This window comes from Streptomyces sp. NPDC038200, assembly GCF_055600785.1.
Genome location: NZ_JBVJYH010000010.1, coordinates 128963 through 146812, shown reverse-complemented (window position 1 = coordinate 146812; position 17850 = coordinate 128963). Strand labels below are relative to the sequence as shown.

Annotated in this window: 15 protein-coding genes; 10 read left to right on the top strand and 5 right to left on the bottom strand. The window is 73.2% G+C overall.

Annotation, left to right across the window (positions count from 1 at the left end; genetic code table 11):
• Positions 1-9: 9 nt before the first annotated feature.
• A complete protein-coding gene (locus tag ACZ7KF_RS22010) occupies positions 10-1506 on the top strand; it encodes an acyl-CoA synthetase (protein ID WP_471077460.1) in 1497 nt (498 codons plus the stop codon).
• Here the strand turns inward: ACZ7KF_RS22010 and ACZ7KF_RS22005 are convergent.
• The 3 genes from ACZ7KF_RS22005 to paaK all read right to left on the bottom strand — a co-directional run bounded on the left by ACZ7KF_RS22005 (position 1496) and on the right by paaK (position 4482).
• Positions 1496-2377, bottom strand: a complete 882-nt coding sequence (locus ACZ7KF_RS22005) for a TIGR03620 family F420-dependent LLM class oxidoreductase (protein ID WP_471077457.1) — start codon at positions 2375-2377, stop codon at positions 1496-1498. The two genes, ACZ7KF_RS22010 and ACZ7KF_RS22005, sit on opposite strands and share 11 nt — an antisense overlap.
• A gap of 378 nt (positions 2378-2755) precedes the next feature.
• Positions 2756-3088 (bottom strand): ArsR/SmtB family transcription factor, encoded by a 333-nt coding sequence (locus ACZ7KF_RS22000; RefSeq protein WP_471077454.1) that lies wholly within the window; start codon positions 3086-3088, stop codon positions 2756-2758.
• Positions 3089-3177: 89 nt separating this feature from the next.
• Complete coding sequence (gene paaK / locus ACZ7KF_RS21995) at positions 3178-4482, bottom strand: phenylacetate--CoA ligase PaaK (protein WP_471077451.1); 1305 nt, start codon at positions 4480-4482, stop codon at positions 3178-3180.
• Between the two features lie 208 nt (positions 4483-4690).
• Here paaK and ACZ7KF_RS21990 point away from each other — a divergent pair, with 208 nt between their 5' ends.
• Positions 4691-5584, top strand: a complete 894-nt coding sequence (locus tag ACZ7KF_RS21990; RefSeq protein ID WP_471077448.1) for an alpha/beta fold hydrolase — start codon at positions 4691-4693, stop codon at positions 5582-5584.
• Positions 5585-5674: 90 nt separating this feature from the next.
• On the opposite strand, the gene ACZ7KF_RS21985 is transcribed toward ACZ7KF_RS21990, so the two are convergent.
• Both ACZ7KF_RS21985 and ACZ7KF_RS21980 read right to left on the bottom strand, forming a co-directional pair.
• Positions 5675-7423, bottom strand: a complete 1749-nt coding sequence (locus ACZ7KF_RS21985) for an alkaline phosphatase family protein (RefSeq protein ID WP_471077445.1) — start codon at positions 7421-7423, stop codon at positions 5675-5677.
• 168 nt (positions 7424-7591) lie between these two features.
• Positions 7592-9211: an acyl-CoA synthetase gene (locus tag ACZ7KF_RS21980; RefSeq protein ID WP_471077442.1), complete on the bottom strand. Its 1620-nt coding sequence runs from the start codon at positions 9209-9211 to the stop codon at positions 7592-7594.
• Positions 9212-9399: 188 nt separating this feature from the next.
• Between ACZ7KF_RS21980 and ACZ7KF_RS21975 the strand changes: the two genes are divergently transcribed.
• The 8 genes from ACZ7KF_RS21975 (at position 9400) to ACZ7KF_RS21940 (ending at position 17827) form a co-directional block, all read left to right on the top strand.
• Positions 9400-10200 (top strand): crotonase/enoyl-CoA hydratase family protein, encoded by an 801-nt coding sequence (locus tag ACZ7KF_RS21975; RefSeq protein ID WP_471077439.1) that lies wholly within the window; start codon positions 9400-9402, stop codon positions 10198-10200.
• A 15-nt stretch (positions 10201-10215) separates the two neighbouring features.
• Positions 10216-11157, top strand: coding sequence for a Zn-ribbon domain-containing OB-fold protein (locus tag ACZ7KF_RS21970; protein ID WP_471077437.1), 942 nt, complete (start codon positions 10216-10218; stop codon positions 11155-11157).
• Entirely contained in the window at positions 11154-12224 is a 1071-nt protein-coding gene (locus tag ACZ7KF_RS21965) for a thiolase domain-containing protein (protein ID WP_471077434.1), read from the top strand. Before ACZ7KF_RS21970 ends, ACZ7KF_RS21965 begins: the two co-directional genes overlap by 4 nt.
• Positions 12221-13387 carry a thiolase domain-containing protein gene (locus ACZ7KF_RS21960; RefSeq protein WP_471077431.1) on the top strand — a complete coding sequence of 389 codons (1167 nt, stop codon included), beginning with the start codon at positions 12221-12223 and terminating at the stop codon, positions 13385-13387. The genes ACZ7KF_RS21965 and ACZ7KF_RS21960 overlap by 4 nt, the downstream gene beginning before the upstream one ends.
• 117 nt (positions 13388-13504) lie before the next feature.
• Positions 13505-13747: a DUF397 domain-containing protein gene (locus ACZ7KF_RS21955; RefSeq protein ID WP_471077428.1), complete on the top strand. Its 243-nt coding sequence runs from the start codon at positions 13505-13507 to the stop codon at positions 13745-13747.
• Between the two features lie 149 nt (positions 13748-13896).
• Entirely contained in the window at positions 13897-14799 is a 903-nt protein-coding gene (locus ACZ7KF_RS21950) for a universal stress protein (protein ID WP_471077425.1), read from the top strand.
• A 191-nt stretch (positions 14800-14990) separates the two neighbouring features.
• Positions 14991-16256, top strand: coding sequence for an extracellular catalytic domain type 1 short-chain-length polyhydroxyalkanoate depolymerase (locus ACZ7KF_RS21945; protein ID WP_471077422.1), 1266 nt, complete (start codon positions 14991-14993; stop codon positions 16254-16256).
• A 140-nt stretch (positions 16257-16396) separates the two neighbouring features.
• Positions 16397-17827 carry a 3-hydroxybutyrate oligomer hydrolase family protein gene (locus ACZ7KF_RS21940; protein ID WP_471077419.1) on the top strand — a complete coding sequence of 477 codons (1431 nt, stop codon included), beginning with the start codon at positions 16397-16399 and terminating at the stop codon, positions 17825-17827.
• Positions 17828-17850: the final 23 nt, after the last annotated feature.

Sequence of the window (17850 nt, the reverse complement as noted above, 5' to 3'; positions counted from 1 at the left end):
TCATGAGTCATGACGCAGGGACAGGGCAGCACGGTTGACGGGGTGCTGCGGCGCAGTGCCCGGCGCACCCCGGCGCGGGTCGCGGTCGAGTACGGCGACCGCAGCTGGACGTACGGGGAACTCGACGACGCGGTCTCCCGCGCGGCGAGCGTCCTGCGCGGCCAGGGCCTGGCCGCAGGCGACCGGGTCGGCTCCTACGGCCACAACTCCGACGCGTATCTGATCGGTTTCCTGGCCTGCGCCCGCGCCGGCCTCGTGCACGTGCCGGTCAACCAGAACCTGACCGGCGACGACCTCGCCTACCTCGTCGGCCAGTCCGGCAGCTCCCTGGTCCTCGCCGACCCCGGTCTGGCGGACCGGCTCCCCGACGGTGTCCGCGCGCTGCCGCTGCGCGACGCCGAGGACTCCCTGCTGGCACGGCTGGCGACGGCGCCCGTGTACGACGGCCCCGAGCCGCGCACCGAGGACCTGGTGCAGCTGCTCTACACCTCGGGCACCACCGCCCTCCCCAAGGGCGCGATGATGACGCACCGCGCCCTGGTCCACGAGTACCTGAGCGCGATCACCGCCCTCGACCTCAGCGCCGGCGACCGCCCCGCGCACTCCCTGCCGCTGTACCACTCCGCGCAGATGCACGTCTTCCTGCTGCCGTACCTGGCGGTCGGGGCCACCAATCTGATCCTCGACGGGCCCGACGGGGACCGGCTGTTCGATCTGATCGAAGCGGGGCGTGTGGACAGCCTGTTCGCCCCGCCGACGGTCTGGATCGCTCTGGCGGGCCGCCCGGATTTCGCGGCCCGGGACCTGTCCGGACTGCGCAAGGCCTACTACGGCGCGTCGATCATGCCGGTGCCGGTCCTGGAGCGGCTGCGCGAGCGGCTGCCGCGGCTCGGTTTCTACAACTGTTTCGGGCAGAGCGAGATCGGTCCGCTGGCGACCGTCCTGGCACCCGAGGAGCACCGGGGCCGGATGGACTCCTGCGGCCGGCCCGTGCTGTTCGTGGACGCGCGGGTGGTGGACGAGGAGGGCGAGGACGTGCCCGTCGGCACGCCCGGTGAGATCGTCTACCGCTCACCGCAGCTCTGCGAGGGCTACTGGGACAAGCCCGAGGAGACCGCCGAGGCCTTCCGGGACGGCTGGTTCCGCTCCGGGGATCTCGCGGTGCGGGACGCCGAGGGGTACTTCACCATCGTGGACCGGGTGAAGGACGTCATCAACTCCGGCGGGGTGCTGGTGGCTTCGCGCCAGGTCGAGGACGCCCTGTACACCCACGAGGCGGTCGCCGAGGCCGCCGTGATCGGCCTGCCCGACGAGCGGTGGATCGAGGCCGTCACGGCGGTGGTCGTGCCGCGCGGCGAGGTGACGGAGGATCAGCTCGTCGCGCACGTGAAGGAGCAGCTCGCCCCGTTCAAGGCACCCAAGCGGGTGCTGTTCGTGACCGAGTTGCCGCGCAACGCCAGCGGCAAGATCCTCAAACGCGAGCTGCGCGACCGCTTCAGCGGGTAGCCGGCACCTTCGACGGCATCAGCGCGTCGGCCAGCAGCCGCCAGTGCGGCAGTGCCGAGGTACCCGGCTCGACCCCGATCACCTGCACGGCCACATGGTCGGCGCCCGCGTCCACATGGCCGTGCAGCTTCCGTGCCACGGTGTCCGGGGCGCCCCAGAACACCAGGTCGTCCACGAAGCGGTCGCTGCCGCCGCCGGAGAGGTCGTCGTCCGTGTAGCCCAGCCGGCGGAACTTGGCGAGGTTGTACGGCGTCCCGAGGTAGCCGTGCAGATGCGCACGGGCGAGGGAGCGGGCCCGGGCCGGGTCGGTCTCGAACAGTACGGCGTGCTCGACGGCCAGGAACGCGTCGGGGCCGAGGATCTCCCGGGCCTGCGCGGTGTGGGCCGTGTTCACGTGGTACGTGTGGGCACCCGCGGCGCGGTCCCGGGCCAGCTCCAGCATCTTCGGCCCGTACGCGGCGAGCAGCCGCCGGACCGGGGTCTCGGGGCGCGGGTTGGGGGTCTCCAGGGTGTCCAGCTCGTCCAGGTACGCGGCCATGGCGGCCAGTGGTCTGACGCCGGGGCGGGGGTCACCGCCGAAGCCGAGGCCGAGGATGTGCCGGCCCGGATAGGCGTCCGCGAGCAGCGTCGAGGCGCCGTGCGCCCAGCGGGCCTCCCGGGACCAGATCCGGGCGATGCCGTTCACGACGGTCAGCCGCCGGGTGGCGGAGAGCAGGAAGCCGGCGTGCGTGAACGCGTCCCGGCCGAGCGCCTCGGGGATCCACAGCGCCCGCCAGCCCTGGTCCTCCAACTGCCGGACGGAGTCCCGGATCAGCGCGGCCGGCTGATGCTCGAAGTCGAAGGTGTAGATCCCGAACGTGCCGAGGTCCATCGGTGTGCTCCCTGGCAGGAGACGGATCGGATCGCCCGTCCGTCGCGTCGTCGATGCGTTGAATCGAAATATCGCAGAATTACGATATGAAGCGCAAGGGGGCGGTCACCGGGGGGAGGGGGCGGGGGCGGGGAAGGGGCGCCGGTGGCCTGAGGGGTGCGAGTTCGACGGCGGGGTGGGTGGCCGGGGGAGAGGGAGGGGAGTGACGGCCGGTGGGGGCGTGGCCGGTGGGGGCGGCGGGGGCGCGACCGGTGTGGTGCGGCGGAGCGGAGGGTGCGTGGCCGGTGTGCGTGGCGGAGTGGAGGGTCGGTGGTCGTTGGTCGGAGGGGAAGGTGAGGTCGCGTCGGAGGGGAAGGTGTGGTCGTGTCGGAAGGGCGGCTAGAGCGTCTGTCCCAGCTCCGTGACGAGGTCGGCGATGCGGCGCTCGTCCCGCTTGTAGTGGGTCCACTTGCCCACGCGGGTCGCCCGGACCAGCCCCGCGCGCTGGAGTTCCGCCATGTACGCCGACACGGTGGACTGGGCCAGCCCCGCCTTCGCCTGTATATGGCTCACGCACACACCAACCTCGGCGGGGTCGGCGATGGCAGCCTCCATCGGGAAGTGCCGCTCGGGCTCACGCAGCCACCGCAGCATCTGCAGCCGCATCGGGTTGGACAGCGCCCGCAGCGCGTTGACCAGGTCCGGATCCGGGATGGGGGCGGTGTCCGTCATGGCCCGGAGTATAGGCCGCCGCCGACGATTCGAGGTACGTCGATACGTCGCCCGCGGCCGGTCCGCACGGCGCCCCGGCATGCGCGCCGCTATTCGGCGGCCCGCGGCCGCAGATCCACGATCCGGCGGATCTTGCCCACCGACCGCTCCAGTGACTCCGGGTCCACGATCTCCACGTCGACCGACACCCCGATGCCGTCCTTGACCGCCGCGACGATGGCCCGGGCGGCCGCCTCCCGTGCCTCCGGCGGCGCGTCCGGCCGGGCCTCGGCGCGGACGGTCAGGGAGTCCAGGCGGCCCTCGCGGGTGAGCCGCAGCTGGAAGTGCGGTGCCACGCCGGGAGTGCGCAGCACGATCTCCTCGATCTGGGTCGGGAAGAGGTTGACCCCGCGCAGGATCACCATGTCGTCGCTGCGCCCGGTGATCTTCTCCATCCGCCGGAACACCCGGGCCGTGCCGGGCAGCAGCCGCGTCAGGTCCCGCGTCCGGTACCGGACGACCGGCATGGCCTCCTTGGTCAGCGAGGTGAACACCAGCTCGCCCCGCTCGCCCTCGGGAAGCACCTCGCCGGTGATCGGATCCACGATCTCCGGATAGAAGTGGTCCTCCCACACGTGGAGGCCGTCCTTGGTCTCCGCGCACTCCTGGGCGACACCCGGGCCGATGACCTCGGACAGTCCGTAGATGTCGACGGCGTCGATCGCGAACCGCTCCTCGATCTCCCGCCGCATCTGCTCGGTCCAGGGCTCGGCCCCGAAGACGCCCACCCGCAGCGAGGTGGTGCGCGGGTCGACGCCCTGCCGTTCGAACTCGTCCAGGAGCGTGAGCATGTAGGACGGGGTCACCATGATGACGGAGGGTTCCAGGTCCTGGATCAGCTGCACCTGCCGGGCCGTCATGCCGCCGGACGCCGGGACGACCGTACAGCCCAGGCGCTCGGCGCCATAGTGAGCGCCCAGGCCACCGGTGAACAGTCCATAGCCGTACGCCACATGCACGACGTCGCCCGGGCGTCCGCCGGCCGCCCGTATCGACCGAGCCACCATGTCGGCCCACATGGACAGGTCGTTGTCCGTATAGCCGACCACCGTGGGGCGTCCCGTGGTGCCGCTGGAGGCGTGCAGACGGCGGATCCTCTCCCGGGGCACGGCGAACATGCCGTACGGATAGTTCGCCCGGAGATCGGCCTTGGTCGTGAAGGGGAAGCGGGCCAGGTCGGCGAGCGAACGGCAGTCCTCCGGGCGGACACGGGCTTTGTCGAAGGACTCCCGGTAGAACGGTACGTGCTCGTACGCGTGCCGCAGCGAGGCGCGCAGCCGCTCCAGCTGCAGCGCCCGCAGTTCCTCGGGCCCGAGCCGTTCGCCCCCGTCGAGCAGGTCCGTCACATCCGCCATCGGCACGTCTCCCTCGCCAGCCGCGCATTCCGGACGACCGATCATTCGGTCGATGCCTTCGGGGTCAGTAATTCAGGCCACTGCGCCTCCGGGCAAGAGGTCTGCGGGATTTTCCACGCCCGCGCAGGCAGGACGCGTGGAACCAGCAGGGAAAGCGCCGCCGGCAAAGCCGTTGCGGCCGGATGGCGCGGTCCGAGATGATCAAGGCATGTCGACCTTCACCGCCGCCGACGGGACCCAGCTCGTCTACCACCTGCGCGGAACCGGAGAGCCCCTCGCGGTGCTGCCGGGCGGCCCCATGCGGGCCTCCGCCTACCTCGGGGATCTCGGCGGGCTGACCGCGCACCGCCGGCTGGCCCTGCTCGACCTGCGGGGCACCGGCGACTCCGCGGTGCCCGCGGACCCGGCGACGTACCGCTGTGACCGGATGGTCGAGGACGTGGAGGCATGGCGAGCCCACATGGGGCTGGAACACATGGATCTGCTCGCCCACTCGGCGGGCGCCGCCCTGGCGATGCTCTACGCGGCCCGCCACCCGCACCGGATACGGCGGCTGGTGCTGATCACCCCCAACCCGTCGGCCCTGGGCATGCGCGGCACGCCCGAGGAGCGGCTGGCCGCCGCCCGGCTGCGCGCGGACGAGCCGTGGTTCGCGCAGGCGTTCCCCGCCTACCGGGCCTGGCTCGCGGGCGAGGCGGACTTCGACGACGTGTTCCTGCCGTTCTTCCACGGCCGCTGGGACGAGACCGCCCGCGCCCACTCCGACGCCGAACTGGAGCAGACCAACGACGAGGCCGGCGAGCGCTACTTCGGCGAGGGCGCGTTCACCCCGGACGCGACGCGCGCCGCCCTGTCCGCCCTGGCCGCCCCCGTCCTCGTGTACGCGGGGGAGGCCGACGGCTCCCCGCGCCCCGACCTCGCCCGCCGCACGGCACGGGCCTTTCCGAACGCCGAGACCATCGTCCAGCCGGGCGCCGGCCACTACCCCTGGCTGGACGACCCGGAGCGGTTCCTGAGCGGCACGCTCGCCTTCCTGGACGGGCCCGCGGACTCCGTTCCGCCCCCGGCGGAGCGGGCCACCCCCGAGGGGGCACTCGGCTAGCGCGCCCGGCACCGACGTTCCCCGCCGCACACCGTCGCGGCGAACCGAACCGAAACCGGCCTGCGGCACCCGGGGTCCGACGGCCGTGGGTCAGCGCGGCCGCGGCCCGTACGCCGTCAGGAACCGGTCCCGGAACGTGTCCATCCCCCAGACCGGGGCGTCCGCGGCCGGCTTCAGCCCCGCGGTCCAGCCCCAGCCGGAGACGCGCTCCAGGACCTTCGGGTCGCGGGCGACGACGGTCACGGGCACGTCCTTCCGGGGGCTGCCCGCGGTGACGACCGGGACGGGCTGGTGATCGCCGAGGAAGACCAGGACCGTCCGGTCGTCGCCGTACCGCAGCAGGAATCCGACGAGGCTGCGCAGCGCGTACTCGACGGCGCCGCGGTACTCGGCGCGCACGCTCCGCGCGCTGCGCCACACCTCCTTCTGATCCTTGCCCGCGCGCTCGACCCGGCGGAAGACCGAGCCGTCGCCCAGCTCCGTCCAGTCGACCGGGCGGGGGACGGGCGCCCAGGGATGGTGGCTGGAGGTGAGGACGATCTCCGCCATCAGCGGGCCCCGGCCGCGCCGACCGAACTCCCGCCGCCGGAAGGCCTCCAGGCTGTACTGGTCCGGCACCTGCGACCAGCCGAAGGCCGGGCCGCGGTAGCCGAGGTGGGTGGCGTCGTAGACGTGGTCCAGGCCGAAGAACCCGCCCTCGGGCCAGGCTCCGCGCACCCCCGGCACGATGCCGACGGTCCGCCAGGCGCCCGTCCGGCGGAAGGCGCCGGTGAGGGTGGCGCGGTCACTGGAGGTCAGGGTGCGGAAGCGCTGCTGGTTGCTGATCCACAGCCCCGACAGGAAGGTCGAGTGGGCCAGCCAGCTGCCGCCGCCGGTCACCGGTGAACGCAGCCAGCCGCTGCGCGCCGTGAACCCGGCCGCCCGCAGCGCGGCGGTGCTCTCCTTCAGGACCGTGCCGATCCGTGGGGCCGGCGCCGGGTCCTCGACGGCCGAACGGCCGTAGCTCTCGACGAAGGTGAACAGCACGTCCTTGCCGCGCAGACCGGTCAGCAGCCGGTCCGGCGGGGTGTGCGCGAAGGCGTCGTGGGCGGCCAGGCGCCGGAAGAGCCGCGCGTCCGCCAGGGAGGCGCGGATCTGCGGGACGCGTGCGCCGAGGAGGTCGGTGTCCACGGTGGCGGCCAGGGACTCTCCGCCGCCGCGCAGGCCGAACGTGACACATGTGAGCCAGGCGGTGCCCAGGGCGAGACAGGCACGCACCGCCCGGGAACGGTGGCGGGCCGTCAGCGCGGTCACCCGGAGTGCCGAGGCCGTGGTCAGGGCGGGCACCGCGACCGCGAGGAGCACGGCACCGGCGACGGTGAGCAGCTCACCGGTCCGGCCGGACGTGTCCCGTACGTAGTCGGCCGCGTTCTCCAGCAGACCCCAGTCCAGCACCGGGTCGAACGGACGGAAGAGCACCGAGGAGAAGCCCATGTCCAGGCACTTGAGGAGGGCGAGCAGCCCGACCAGCAGGCCGGTGACCACCGCTGCGGCCCGCCGGGCCCACCGCGGCAGTACCAGCGGCAGGGCGGTGAGCAGGACGGCCTCGGCCGGAAGACGCAGGAACGCGCTCGGAGTGAGGCGGTCGAGCTGGTCCGGCAGCAGCAGGGCGGCCAGGAGCAGCGCGGCGGCGAGGACGGTGGTGGCCACGCTCAGCACCCGCGCGACCCGGGGGTGCCGGCGCCGGCGCCCGAACCGGCCGGGCCGGGAACGCGCCCGCGGCCCGGGGTCGCCCGCCCCGGCGCCCCCGGTGTCCGCTGCCTCTTCGCTGTCCGGCGGTCGGGGCGTGCGGTCCGGCACCTGTCGATCCTTCCGCGCGCGGCCCGGGGCCGGGACGAGGGTCCGGGCACGCCGAGGCTCCGTCGCCACCCGGACCGACGTCACGGCCCGTGCGGGACGGTCGTCGTCACGTGCACACAGCGTAGTCACCCCGGACCGGATCGGGGGTGTGGGACACCCCCGAGGGGGCTACGGCTGCTCCGCCGCCACGGCCACCTCCCGGGCCCACCGGTAGTCCGCCTTGCCGCTGGGCGACCGCTGGATGGTGTCCGCGATCACCAGCTGGCGGGGGACCTTGTAACCGGCCAGGCGGGTACGGCAGTGGCTCTGGAGGTCGGCCAGCGACAGGTGCGGCGCCCCCGCGCGCAACTGCACCACGGCCGCCACATGGTTACCCCACCTGGCGTCCGGGACACCGGCGACCAGCGCGTCGTACACATCCGGATGCGCCTTGAGGGCCTGCTCGACCTCTTCCGGGTACACCTTCTCGCCCCCGGTGTTGATGCACTGCGAGCCCCGTCCGAGAACGGTGACCACCCCGTCCGCGTCGACCGTGGCCATGTCGCCCAGCAGTACCCAGCGCCGCCCGTCCCTCTCGAAGAACGTCTCGGCGGTCTTCCCCGGGTCGTTGTAGTACCCGAGCGGTACGTGCCCGCACTGGGCGACCCGGCCGACCTCGCCGGCCGCGACCGGCTCGTGCGTCGCCGGATCCACCACACGGGTACGGGAGTTGACCCGGATGCGGAAGCCGCGTTCCGGCCCCGAGTCCTCGGTCGCGGTGCCGTTGAAGCCGGACTCCGAGGAGCCGAAGTTGTTCAGCAGCATGGCGTGGGGGACCAGCTCGCGGAACTGCCGGCGCACCGTCTCCGACATGATCGCGCCCGACGAGGAGACGCTGAACAGCGCCGAGCAGTCGGTGCCCTTCATCGGCCCGTTCAGCGCGTCGATCAGCGGCCGGAGCATCGCGTCCCCGACCAGCGACACGCTGGTGACCTTCTCCCGCTCGATCGTGCGCAGCACCTCCTCCGGCACGAACTTGCGGTGCAGGACCACCCGTTGGCCGAAATTGAAGCCGATGAACGCGGTGAGCGTCGACGTGCCGTGCATCAGCGGGGGAGTGGGGAAGAAGGTGATCCCGGAGCCGCCCGCGGCGACCCGTTCGGCCAGTTCCTCCGGCGCCTTCACCGGCTCCCCGGTCGGGGCCCCGCCGCCCAGCCCGGCGAAGAACAGGTCCTCCTGACGCCACATCACCCCCTTGGGCATGCCCGTCGTGCCGCCGGTGTAGATGATGAACTGGTCGTCGCCGGAACGCGGGGGGAAGCCCCGCGCGGGCGACCCGCCGGCCTCCGCACCGGCGAACGGTACGGCCCCGGGCACCGCCACGGCGGCCGGGGTGCCGACCCGCAGCAGATGCCGCAGCCGCGGCGCCCGCGGCAGTGCCCCCGCCACCCGGTCCTCGAACTCCGCGTCGAAGACCAGCGCCGCCAGGTCCGCGTCCCGGTAGAGGTACACCAGCTCTTCCTCGACATAGCGGTAGTTGACGTTCACCGGGACGACCCTGGCCTTCAGACAGGCCAGTACCGTCTGGAGGTACTCCACGCCGTTGTACAGGTGGAGGCCGAGGTGCTCGCCGGGCCGCAGGCCGCTGTCGATCAGATGGTGCGCGACGCGGTTGGCGGCGGCGTCCAGCTCGGCGTACGTCAGCCGGCGTTCCGCGCCCGTGCCGGGATGATCGGCGTACACGAGTGCCTCGCGGTCCGGGACCGCGTCGACGACCGACTCGAACAGGTCGGCAAGGTTGTACTCCACCGCATCCTCCTGACCCCGGCAGTCCTGGCGAAGAGAGGCGCATCCGTCGGTCCGCCGGTCATCAGAGCAAAGCCCACGACAACTGTGAAGGGCTCGCGCCAATTAATCTGACTGACTGTCAGAAAACCCTTGAAGTGCCTCCCCGCCTCCTGCAACCTGTTCTCGTTCCGACCGAGGGGAGATGGCCCATGGGTGGGACGGAACACCTCACCGTGCAGCGAGAAGGCGCCACACTGGTGCTCACGCTCAACCGGCCCGACGCCAGGAACGCGCTCTCGCTGGCGATGCTCGTCGGCCTGTACGACGGCTGGCTCGAGGCCGACGCGGACGACACGGTCCGCTCGATCGTCCTCACCGGGGCCGGCGGCGCGTTCTGCGCCGGCATGGACCTCAAGGCGCTGGCCGGCGACCGCATGCAGGGACAGCGGTACCGCGACCGGCTGAAGGACGATCCCGACCTGCACTGGAAAGCGATGCTGCGCCACCACCGCCCCCGCAAACCGGTGATCGCCGCCGTCGAGGGCCACTGCGTCGCCGGCGGCACCGAGATCCTCCAGGGCACCGACATCCGGGTCGCGGGCGAGTCCGCCACCTTCGGCCTGTTCGAGGTGCGACGCGGCCTGTTCCCGATCGGCGGCTCCACCGTCCGCCTCCAGCGCCAGATCCCGCGCACCCACGCCCTGGAGATGCTGCTCACCGGACGCCCGTACAGCGCCCGGGAGGCCGCCGGCATCGGTCTGATCGGACACGTCGTGCCCGACGGCACCGCCCTCGCCGAGGCCCTGGGGATCGCCGAACGGATCAACGCCTGCGGGCCGCTCGCCGTCGAGGCCGTCAAGGCGTCCGTGTACGAGACCGCGGAGATGACCGAGGCCGACGGGCTCGCCGCCGAACTCGCCCGCGGCTGGCCGGTCTTCGACACCGCCGACGCCAAGGAGGGCGCCCGCGCCTTCGCGGAGAAACGGCCCCCCGTCTACAAGCGCGCCTGACCCCAGGAGCCCCCGATGCCCGAAGTCCTCTCCGCGCCCCTCGTCCTCGAGTTCCCCTTCACCCGCTCCCTCGGCCCCGTCCAGAGCGCCTTCCTCACCGGTCTGCGCGAACGCGTCGTCCTCGGCGTACGGACCACCGACGGCCGCGTCCTCGTCCCGCCCGTCGAGTACGACCCCGCCACCGCCGAGGAGATCCACGACCTGGTGGAGGTCGCTCCGACGGGCACGGTCACCACCTGGGCCTGGAACCACGCCCCCCGCCGCGGCCAGCCGCTCGCCACCCCCTTCGCCTGGGTCCTGGTCCGGCTCGACGGCGCCGACACCGCCCTGCTGCACGCCCTCGACGCCCCCGGCCCCGACGCCGTCCGCACCGGCATGCGGGTCCGCGTCCGCTGGGCCGAGGAGCGCACCGGAGCCATCACCGACATCGCCTGCTTCGAACCGCACGACGGCGAGCCCGCACAGCCCGGCGACAGCACCGGCGAGTTCGCGAACCCGCTCGGCGGCATCGTCGCGCCCGCCCGCCTCGACTACACCTACTCGCCCGGCCGTGCCCAGACCGCCTACATCGACGCCCTCTCCGCACGCCGCACCGTCGGCGAACGCTGCCCCTCCTGCCACAAGGTGTACGTCCCGCCGCGGGGTGCGTGCCCCACCTGCGGGCTGGCCACCGCCGAACAGGTCGAAGTGGGTCCCCGAGGCACGGTCACCACCTTCTGCATCGTCAACATCAAGGCGAAGAACCTCGACATCGAGGTGCCGTACGTCTACGCGCACATCGCCCTGGACGGCGCCGACCTCGCCCTGCACGCCCGGATCGGCGGCATCCCCTACGACCAGGTGCGGATGGGGCTGCGAGTGGAACCGGTGTGGACCGAGGGCGCCCGCCACCCCGACCACTACCGGCCCACCGGCGAACCGGACGCGGACTACGAGACGTACAAGGAGCTGCTGTGACCCGCGAGGAACCCCCCGGCCCCCGCGACATCGCCGTCGTCGCCTTCGCCCAGACCGACCACCGGCGCTCCACCGAGGAGTCCTCCGAGGTCGAGATGCTCATGCCGGTGCTCCACGACGTCCTGGCGCAGACCGGCCTGAAGACCTCCGACATCGGCTTCACCTGCTCCGGCTCCAGCGACTACCTCGCCGGCCGGGCCTTCTCCTTCACCCTCGCCCTCGACGGCGTCGGTGCCTGGCCGCCCATCTCCGAGTCGCACGTCGAGATGGACGGTGCCTGGGCGCTGTACGAGGCCTGGACCAAGCTGCTCACCGGCGACGCCGACACCGCACTCGTCTACTCCTACGGCAAGTGCTCCCCGGGCTCGGTCCGGGACGTGCTCACCCGCCAGCTCGACCCGTACTACGTCGCCCCGCTGTGGCCCGACGCGGTCGCCTTGGCCGCCCTCCAGGCGCAGGCCCTCCTCGACGCCGGACACACCGACGAACCGGCCCTCGCCGCCATCGGCGCCCGCAGCCGCGCCGACGCCGCCGCCAACCCCCACGCCCAGCTCAAGGGCCGGGTGCCACAGGGCGACTACGTCGTACGGCCGCTGCGCACCGGGGACTGCCCGCCCGTCGGCGACGGCGCCGCCGCCGTGATCCTCGCGGCCGGGCAGCGGGCCCGCGAACTGTGCGAGCGGCCCGCCTGGATCCGGGGCATCGACCACCGCGTCGAGGCCCACGCCCTGGGCGTGCGCGACCTCACCGACTCACCCTCCGCCCGGCTCGCCGCCGAACGCGCGGGTGCCTTCGAACGCCCCGTCGACACCGCCGAGCTGCACGCGCCGTTCAGTGCGCAGGAGGTGGTCCTGCGCCGGGCGCTCCGGCTCGACGACAGCGTGCGCGTCAACCCCTCCGGCGGCGCCCTCGCCGCCAACCCGGTCATGGCCGCCGGACTCCTCCGCATCGGCGAGGCCGCCGCCCGCATCCACCACGGCGCCTCCGACCGCGCCCTCGCCCACGCCACCTCCGGCCCCTGCCTCCAGCAGAACCTGGTCGCCGTCCTCGAAGGGGATCCCCGATGAGCAAGGAGCCCGTGGCCGTCACAGGGATCGGCCAGACCAAGCACGTGGCGGCCCGCCGGGACGTGTCGATCGCCGGACTCGTCCGCGAGGCCGCCCACCGCGCCCTGGCGGACGCCGAGTTGACGTGGGCCGACATCGACGCCGTCGTCATCGGCAAGGCGCCCGACTTCTTCGAGGGCGTGATGATGCCCGAGCTGTACCTGGCCGACGCCCTCGGCGCCGTCGGCAAACCCATGCTGCGCGTGCACACCGCCGGCTCCGTCGGCGGATCCACCGCGCTCGTCGCCGCGAACCTCGTCGCCGCCCGCGTCCACGGCACGGTCCTCACCCTCGCCTTCGAAAAGCAGTCCGAGTCCAACGCCATGTGGGGCCTGTCCCTGCCGATCCCCTTCCAACAGCCCCTGCTCGCCGGAGCCGGCGGTTTCTTCGCCCCCCATGTGCGCGCCTACATGCGGCGCAGCGGCGCCCCCGACACCATCGGCTCCCTCGTCGCCTACAAGGACCGGCGCAACGCCCTGAAGAACCCCTACGCCCACCTCCACGAGCACGACATCACGCTGGAGAAGGTGGTGGCGTCACCCATGTTGTGGGACCCCATTCGCTACTCCGAGACGTGTCCGTCCTCGGACGGTGCCTGCGCCATGGTGCTGACCGACCGCGCCGGAGCCGCCCGCGCGCCCCGGCCACCCGCCTGGCTGCTCGGCGGCGCCATGCGCAGCGAACCGACCCTGTTCGCGGGCAAGGACTTCGTCTCCCCGCAGGCCGGCAAGGACTGCGCCGCCGACGTCTACCGCCAGGCCGGCATCGCCGACCCGCGCCGGGACATCGACGCCGTCGAGATGTACGTGCCGTTCTCCTGGTACGAGCCCATGTGGCTGGAGAACCTGGGCTTCGCCGCCGAGGGCGAGGGCTGGAAGCTCACCGAGTCCGGGGTGACCGCACTCGACGGTGACCTGCCGGTCAACATGTCCGGCGGCGTACTGTCCACCAACCCCATCGGCGCCTCCGGCATGATCCGCTTCGCCGAGGCCGCCCTCCAGGTGCGCGGCCGGGCCGGGGAACACCAGGTGGACGGAGCCCGCAAAGTGCTCGGCCACGCCTACGGCGGCGGCTCGCAGTTCTTCTCCATGTGGCTCGTGGGCTCCGCGCCGCCCGACTCCTGACGGACCGTCCGGAGCCCGCCGGCCGGACTCCGGAAAGGCCGCCCCCGCGTGCCCTGTCCGCCGTAGCGACCGGTCGCTAGGCTGGCCCGCGGAAGACGAACCGGGAGGAGCACGGACGTGGCCGAGACCATCACCCAGCAGCAGCCGCTCGCGGGCTGGGACAAGCCGGAGCTGGACCTCAGCGGGGCCGAGTGGCAGTCCAGCAGCCGAGGTCTGGGCGATGTCCAGATCGCCTTCGTCGAGGGCTTCATCGCGATGCGGAACAGCGGTCGGCCGGAGGGCCCCTCCCTGATCTTCACGCCCGCGGAATGGGGCGCCTTCGTCTCCGGGGCGCGCGAGGGGGAGTTCGACCTCACCTGACCCCTCCCCGCGCCGCATCCTCACCTCACCTGAACCGGGGGTGTTCCCGCCGGATTTCCGGACACGCGACCAGCAGCGCCCCGCGGGGGCCGGACCTGAGCGAGGCTGGCCCCAGCGAACGAGAAGTCGTGCTCCGGAGGTGAGGAAGGATGAGCGCTGCGCCGGTCATCGCCGCGGTCGACGGTTCCCCGGACAGTCTGCGCGCCCTGGACTGGGCCCTGGACGCCGCCCGCCGTCGCGCGGCACCGCTGCGCGTGGTGCACGTACGGCAGTACGCGGCCTGGGGCCAGGCCGACGTGCTGGTCGCCGGACCGCCCGAGGCGGAGGGCGATCCGGTGCTCGACGAGGTGCGCGACCGGATCCCCGACCCGGTCGCGGAACCGCCCCTGGAGTACGTCGCCCTGGAGGGTGTCCCGGGCGCCGTCCTGCCCGAACTGGGCGGCGACGCCCAGTTGTTGGTGCTCGGCTCCCGGGGGCGCGGGGGCTTCGCCAGCCTGCTGCTCGGCTCCAACGGCCTCGCCGTCGCGCGGGACGCCGACTGCCCGGTGGTCGTCGTGCCCCGGCCCGGCCGCGAGGTCCACGGAGAGGGGCCCGCCGGACCCGGACCCCGGGTGGTCGTCGGACTGCACGCCGACAGCCCCGACGACGGCGTCCTCGCCTTCGCCTTCGCCGAGGCCGCCCTGCGCGACGCCCGGCTCCAGGTGATCGCCGCCTATCCCTGGCCCGTGCAGACCTGGTCCGCCCCCGGCCAGCTGGTGCCGCCCCCGGTCGACCAGGACGCCGTGGAGGACGAGACCCGCGCCCTCGCCGACGGCTTCCTCGCCCCGCACCGCGAGCGGCACCCCGAGGTCCGCGCCGACGTCGAAGCGCTGGCCGGCGACGCGGCCGGCCACCTCGTCGCCGCCTCCAAGGACGCCGATCTGGTCGTCGTCGGCCGGCACCGGCGACGGCTGCTCGCCCCGGCCCGCATGATGGGCTCGGTCACCCAGGCCGTGCTGCTGCACGCGGCGAGCCCGGTCGCTGTGGTGCCGCCAGCCCCGTCGCGGGCGTGAAACCGGGGCCGAATCGGCCTAGCAGACCGTCCGATGCTCCGCAATACGTTCGCCGCCGACCGGCGCTCAGCAGGCTGTGGTGCCCGACGCCATGGTGCCCGGACACACCCGAACCTATGGTTCCGCCACCCCCGGACGCCGCCCCCGCGGGAGCGGCCGCCGGATCCCGTGTGTCCACCGAAGGAGCCGCCATGCCACAGCCCCCGTCCAGCGGGACACCCCAAGCGCCACCGCGCGCCCGCCCGCTGCCCCGCCTGCTGACCCGCCTCCTCGCCGTCGTCGCCGTCGTCCTCGGCACCGTGCTCACCGGTCCCGCGCCGGCCGCCCGCGCCTCCGTCACGCTCACCAGGGTGAGCGCCTTCGGATCCAACCCGGGCGCCCTCACCATGTACGTGTACCGGCCCGCCGACCTGCCGGCCCACCCCCCGGTGGTCGTGGCCCTGCACGGCTGCACGCAGAGCGCCCAGGTCTACGCCGACAACTCCGGGCTGCCGCAACTCGCCGACCACGACGGCTTCCTGCTGGTGCTCGCGGAGACCGGCACCGCCAACAACCCGAGCAAGTGCTTCAACTGGTTCCAGAGCGCCGACAACCGGCGCGGCCAGGGCGAGGCCCTGTCCGTCCGCCAGATGGCCGACCACGCCGTCACCGCGTACGGCGCCGACCCGCGACGCGTCTACGTCACCGGCCTGTCCGCCGGCGGTGCCATGACCGCGGTCATGCTCGCCGCCTACCCCGACGTCTTCTCCGCGGGTGCGGTAGTGGCCGGTCTGCCCTACGACTGCACGCGCGACAACAGCCCCTACACCTGCATGAACCCCGGCGTCGACCTGAGCCCGTCCGACTGGGCCCAGCGGGTGCGCGACGCCTACCCGGCGTACACCGGGCCGTGGCCGCGGGCGGCCGTCTGGTACGGCGACCAGGACACCACCGTCGCACCGCGCAACGCCACCGAGCTGCGAGACCAGTGGACGGCACTGCACGGCCTGTCCCAGACCCCCACCCGGACGACAACCATCGGCCCCGACGCCACCCGGCAGGACCAGTACCTGGCCGCCGACGGCACGGTCGCCGTCGAGGTCGACCGCGTCCCGGGCATCGGGCACGGCACCCCGGTCGACCCCGGCACCGGCGGCGAGCAGTGCGGCGGCACCGGTGCCCCCTACTTCCTCGACTCGATCTGCTCCAGCCGCTGGATCGCCCGGTTCTTCGGCCTGGACACCTCCGCACCGGGCGACCCCGACCCGGGCGACCCGGACCCGGGCGGTGGCACCGCCGCCTGCTGGACGGCCAGCAACTACGGCCATGTACAGGCAGGCCGGGCCACCACCAGCGGCGGCTACACCTACGCCAAGGGCTCCGGCCAGAACCTGGGCCTGTACAACACGTTCGTCACCCACACCCTCAAGGAATCACCCACGGGATACTTCACTCTCGCCGACACGGGCTGCCCCTGACGGCACGCCAGGAGACCTGACGCGCCGCCATGGTGGCCGACGCCCCCGAACGGGCCGTCATCATGGCGGCTCCACACATGTCCGGATCCCCCACAGCACCCCTAACCTCCAGCGCGTCCCCCATCCGCCGGAGGAACCACATGCCTCTTCACCGCACCGCACCGCCCGGCCGACCGGTCCGTCGTACCGCGCTCGGCACCCTCTCCCTCGCCGCCGTCTGCGCGCTCCTGGTCACCCCGGCCACGGCGACACCCATCGGCCCGAGGACACCGGACGCCCACTGCGCCGGACGCGCCCGGCTGCACGTGCCCGGCGCCGCCCGTCAGCAGGCCGACTGCCTGGACGAGCTGACCACCGCGGGAACCGTGGCGTCCGGACACACCGACCCGGCCGACTACGCGGGGCTCACCCCCGAGGACCTGTCCACGCCCAGCGGTGTACCCGGCATCCAGATCGACGGCTACTTCCCGGACACCTCCACCACGAACACCAACCACGGCTGGCAGCACGACTCCCAGTTCGTCATCCGGCTGCCCGACCGCTGGAACGGCGGCCTGGTGGTCGCCGGCACCCCGGGCAACCGCGAGCAGTACGCGAACGACCGGGCGATCGCCGACTGGGTGCTCGCCCGCGGCTACGCCTACGCCGCCACCGACAAGGGCAACACCGGCACGGCCTTCCACCGCGACGGCCGCCGCCCCGGCGACGCCATCGCCGAATGGAACACCCGTCTCACCCAGCTCACCCGCGCCGCCCGCACCGTCGTCACCCAGCGCTACGAGCGGCCCCCGGCCCGCACCCTGGCCACCGGCATCTCCAACGGCGGTTACCTGGTGCGCTGGCAGCTGGAGCACCACCCCGAGCTGTACGACGGCGGAGTGGACTGGGAGGGCACCCTGTGGCGCGCCGACGGCCCCAGCCTGCTCACCTTCCTGCCGACCGCGCTGCGTCACTACCCCGTCTACGCCGCCGGCGGCCCCGGAGCGGCGGAGGCCGCGGCGGCCCTGCACCGGGCCGGCTTCCCGGCCGGCTCCGAGTTCCTCTGGCCGTACCACCACCAGGTCTACTGGGACCTCACCCAGCGCATCTACCGCGAGGAACTCGACCCCGGCTACGACGGGGACACCGAGGCCGGCACCCCGTTCTGCGCCTCCGGCACCCCCGCCTGCGACGCCGACTACGCCTACCCGGCCCGGCCCGCCGCCGTCCACCGGGCGGTCGGCCGCATCGCCCTCACCGGACGCATCGGCAAGCCCCTGATCACCCTCCAGGGCACCCTCGACGTGCTGCTGCCGATCAGCGAGGACTCCGACGTCTACGCCCGCATGGTCCACCGGGCCGGACGCGGCTCCCTGCTGCGCTACTACCGCATCGAGGACGGCACCCACACCGACGCCCTGGCCGACGCCTTCCCCGGCCGGGTCCGCCCGCTGGTGCCCTGCCACCGGTCCGCGTTCACCGCCCTGGAACGCTGGCTCGCCGGAGCGGGCGCCCCGCCCGGGGACCACACGGTGGGCCGTCCGGCCGGCGCGGACCCGGCGACCCTGCTCACCAGCTGCCCCCTGGCGTAGACGATCTTTCGGGTGCCCGCAGG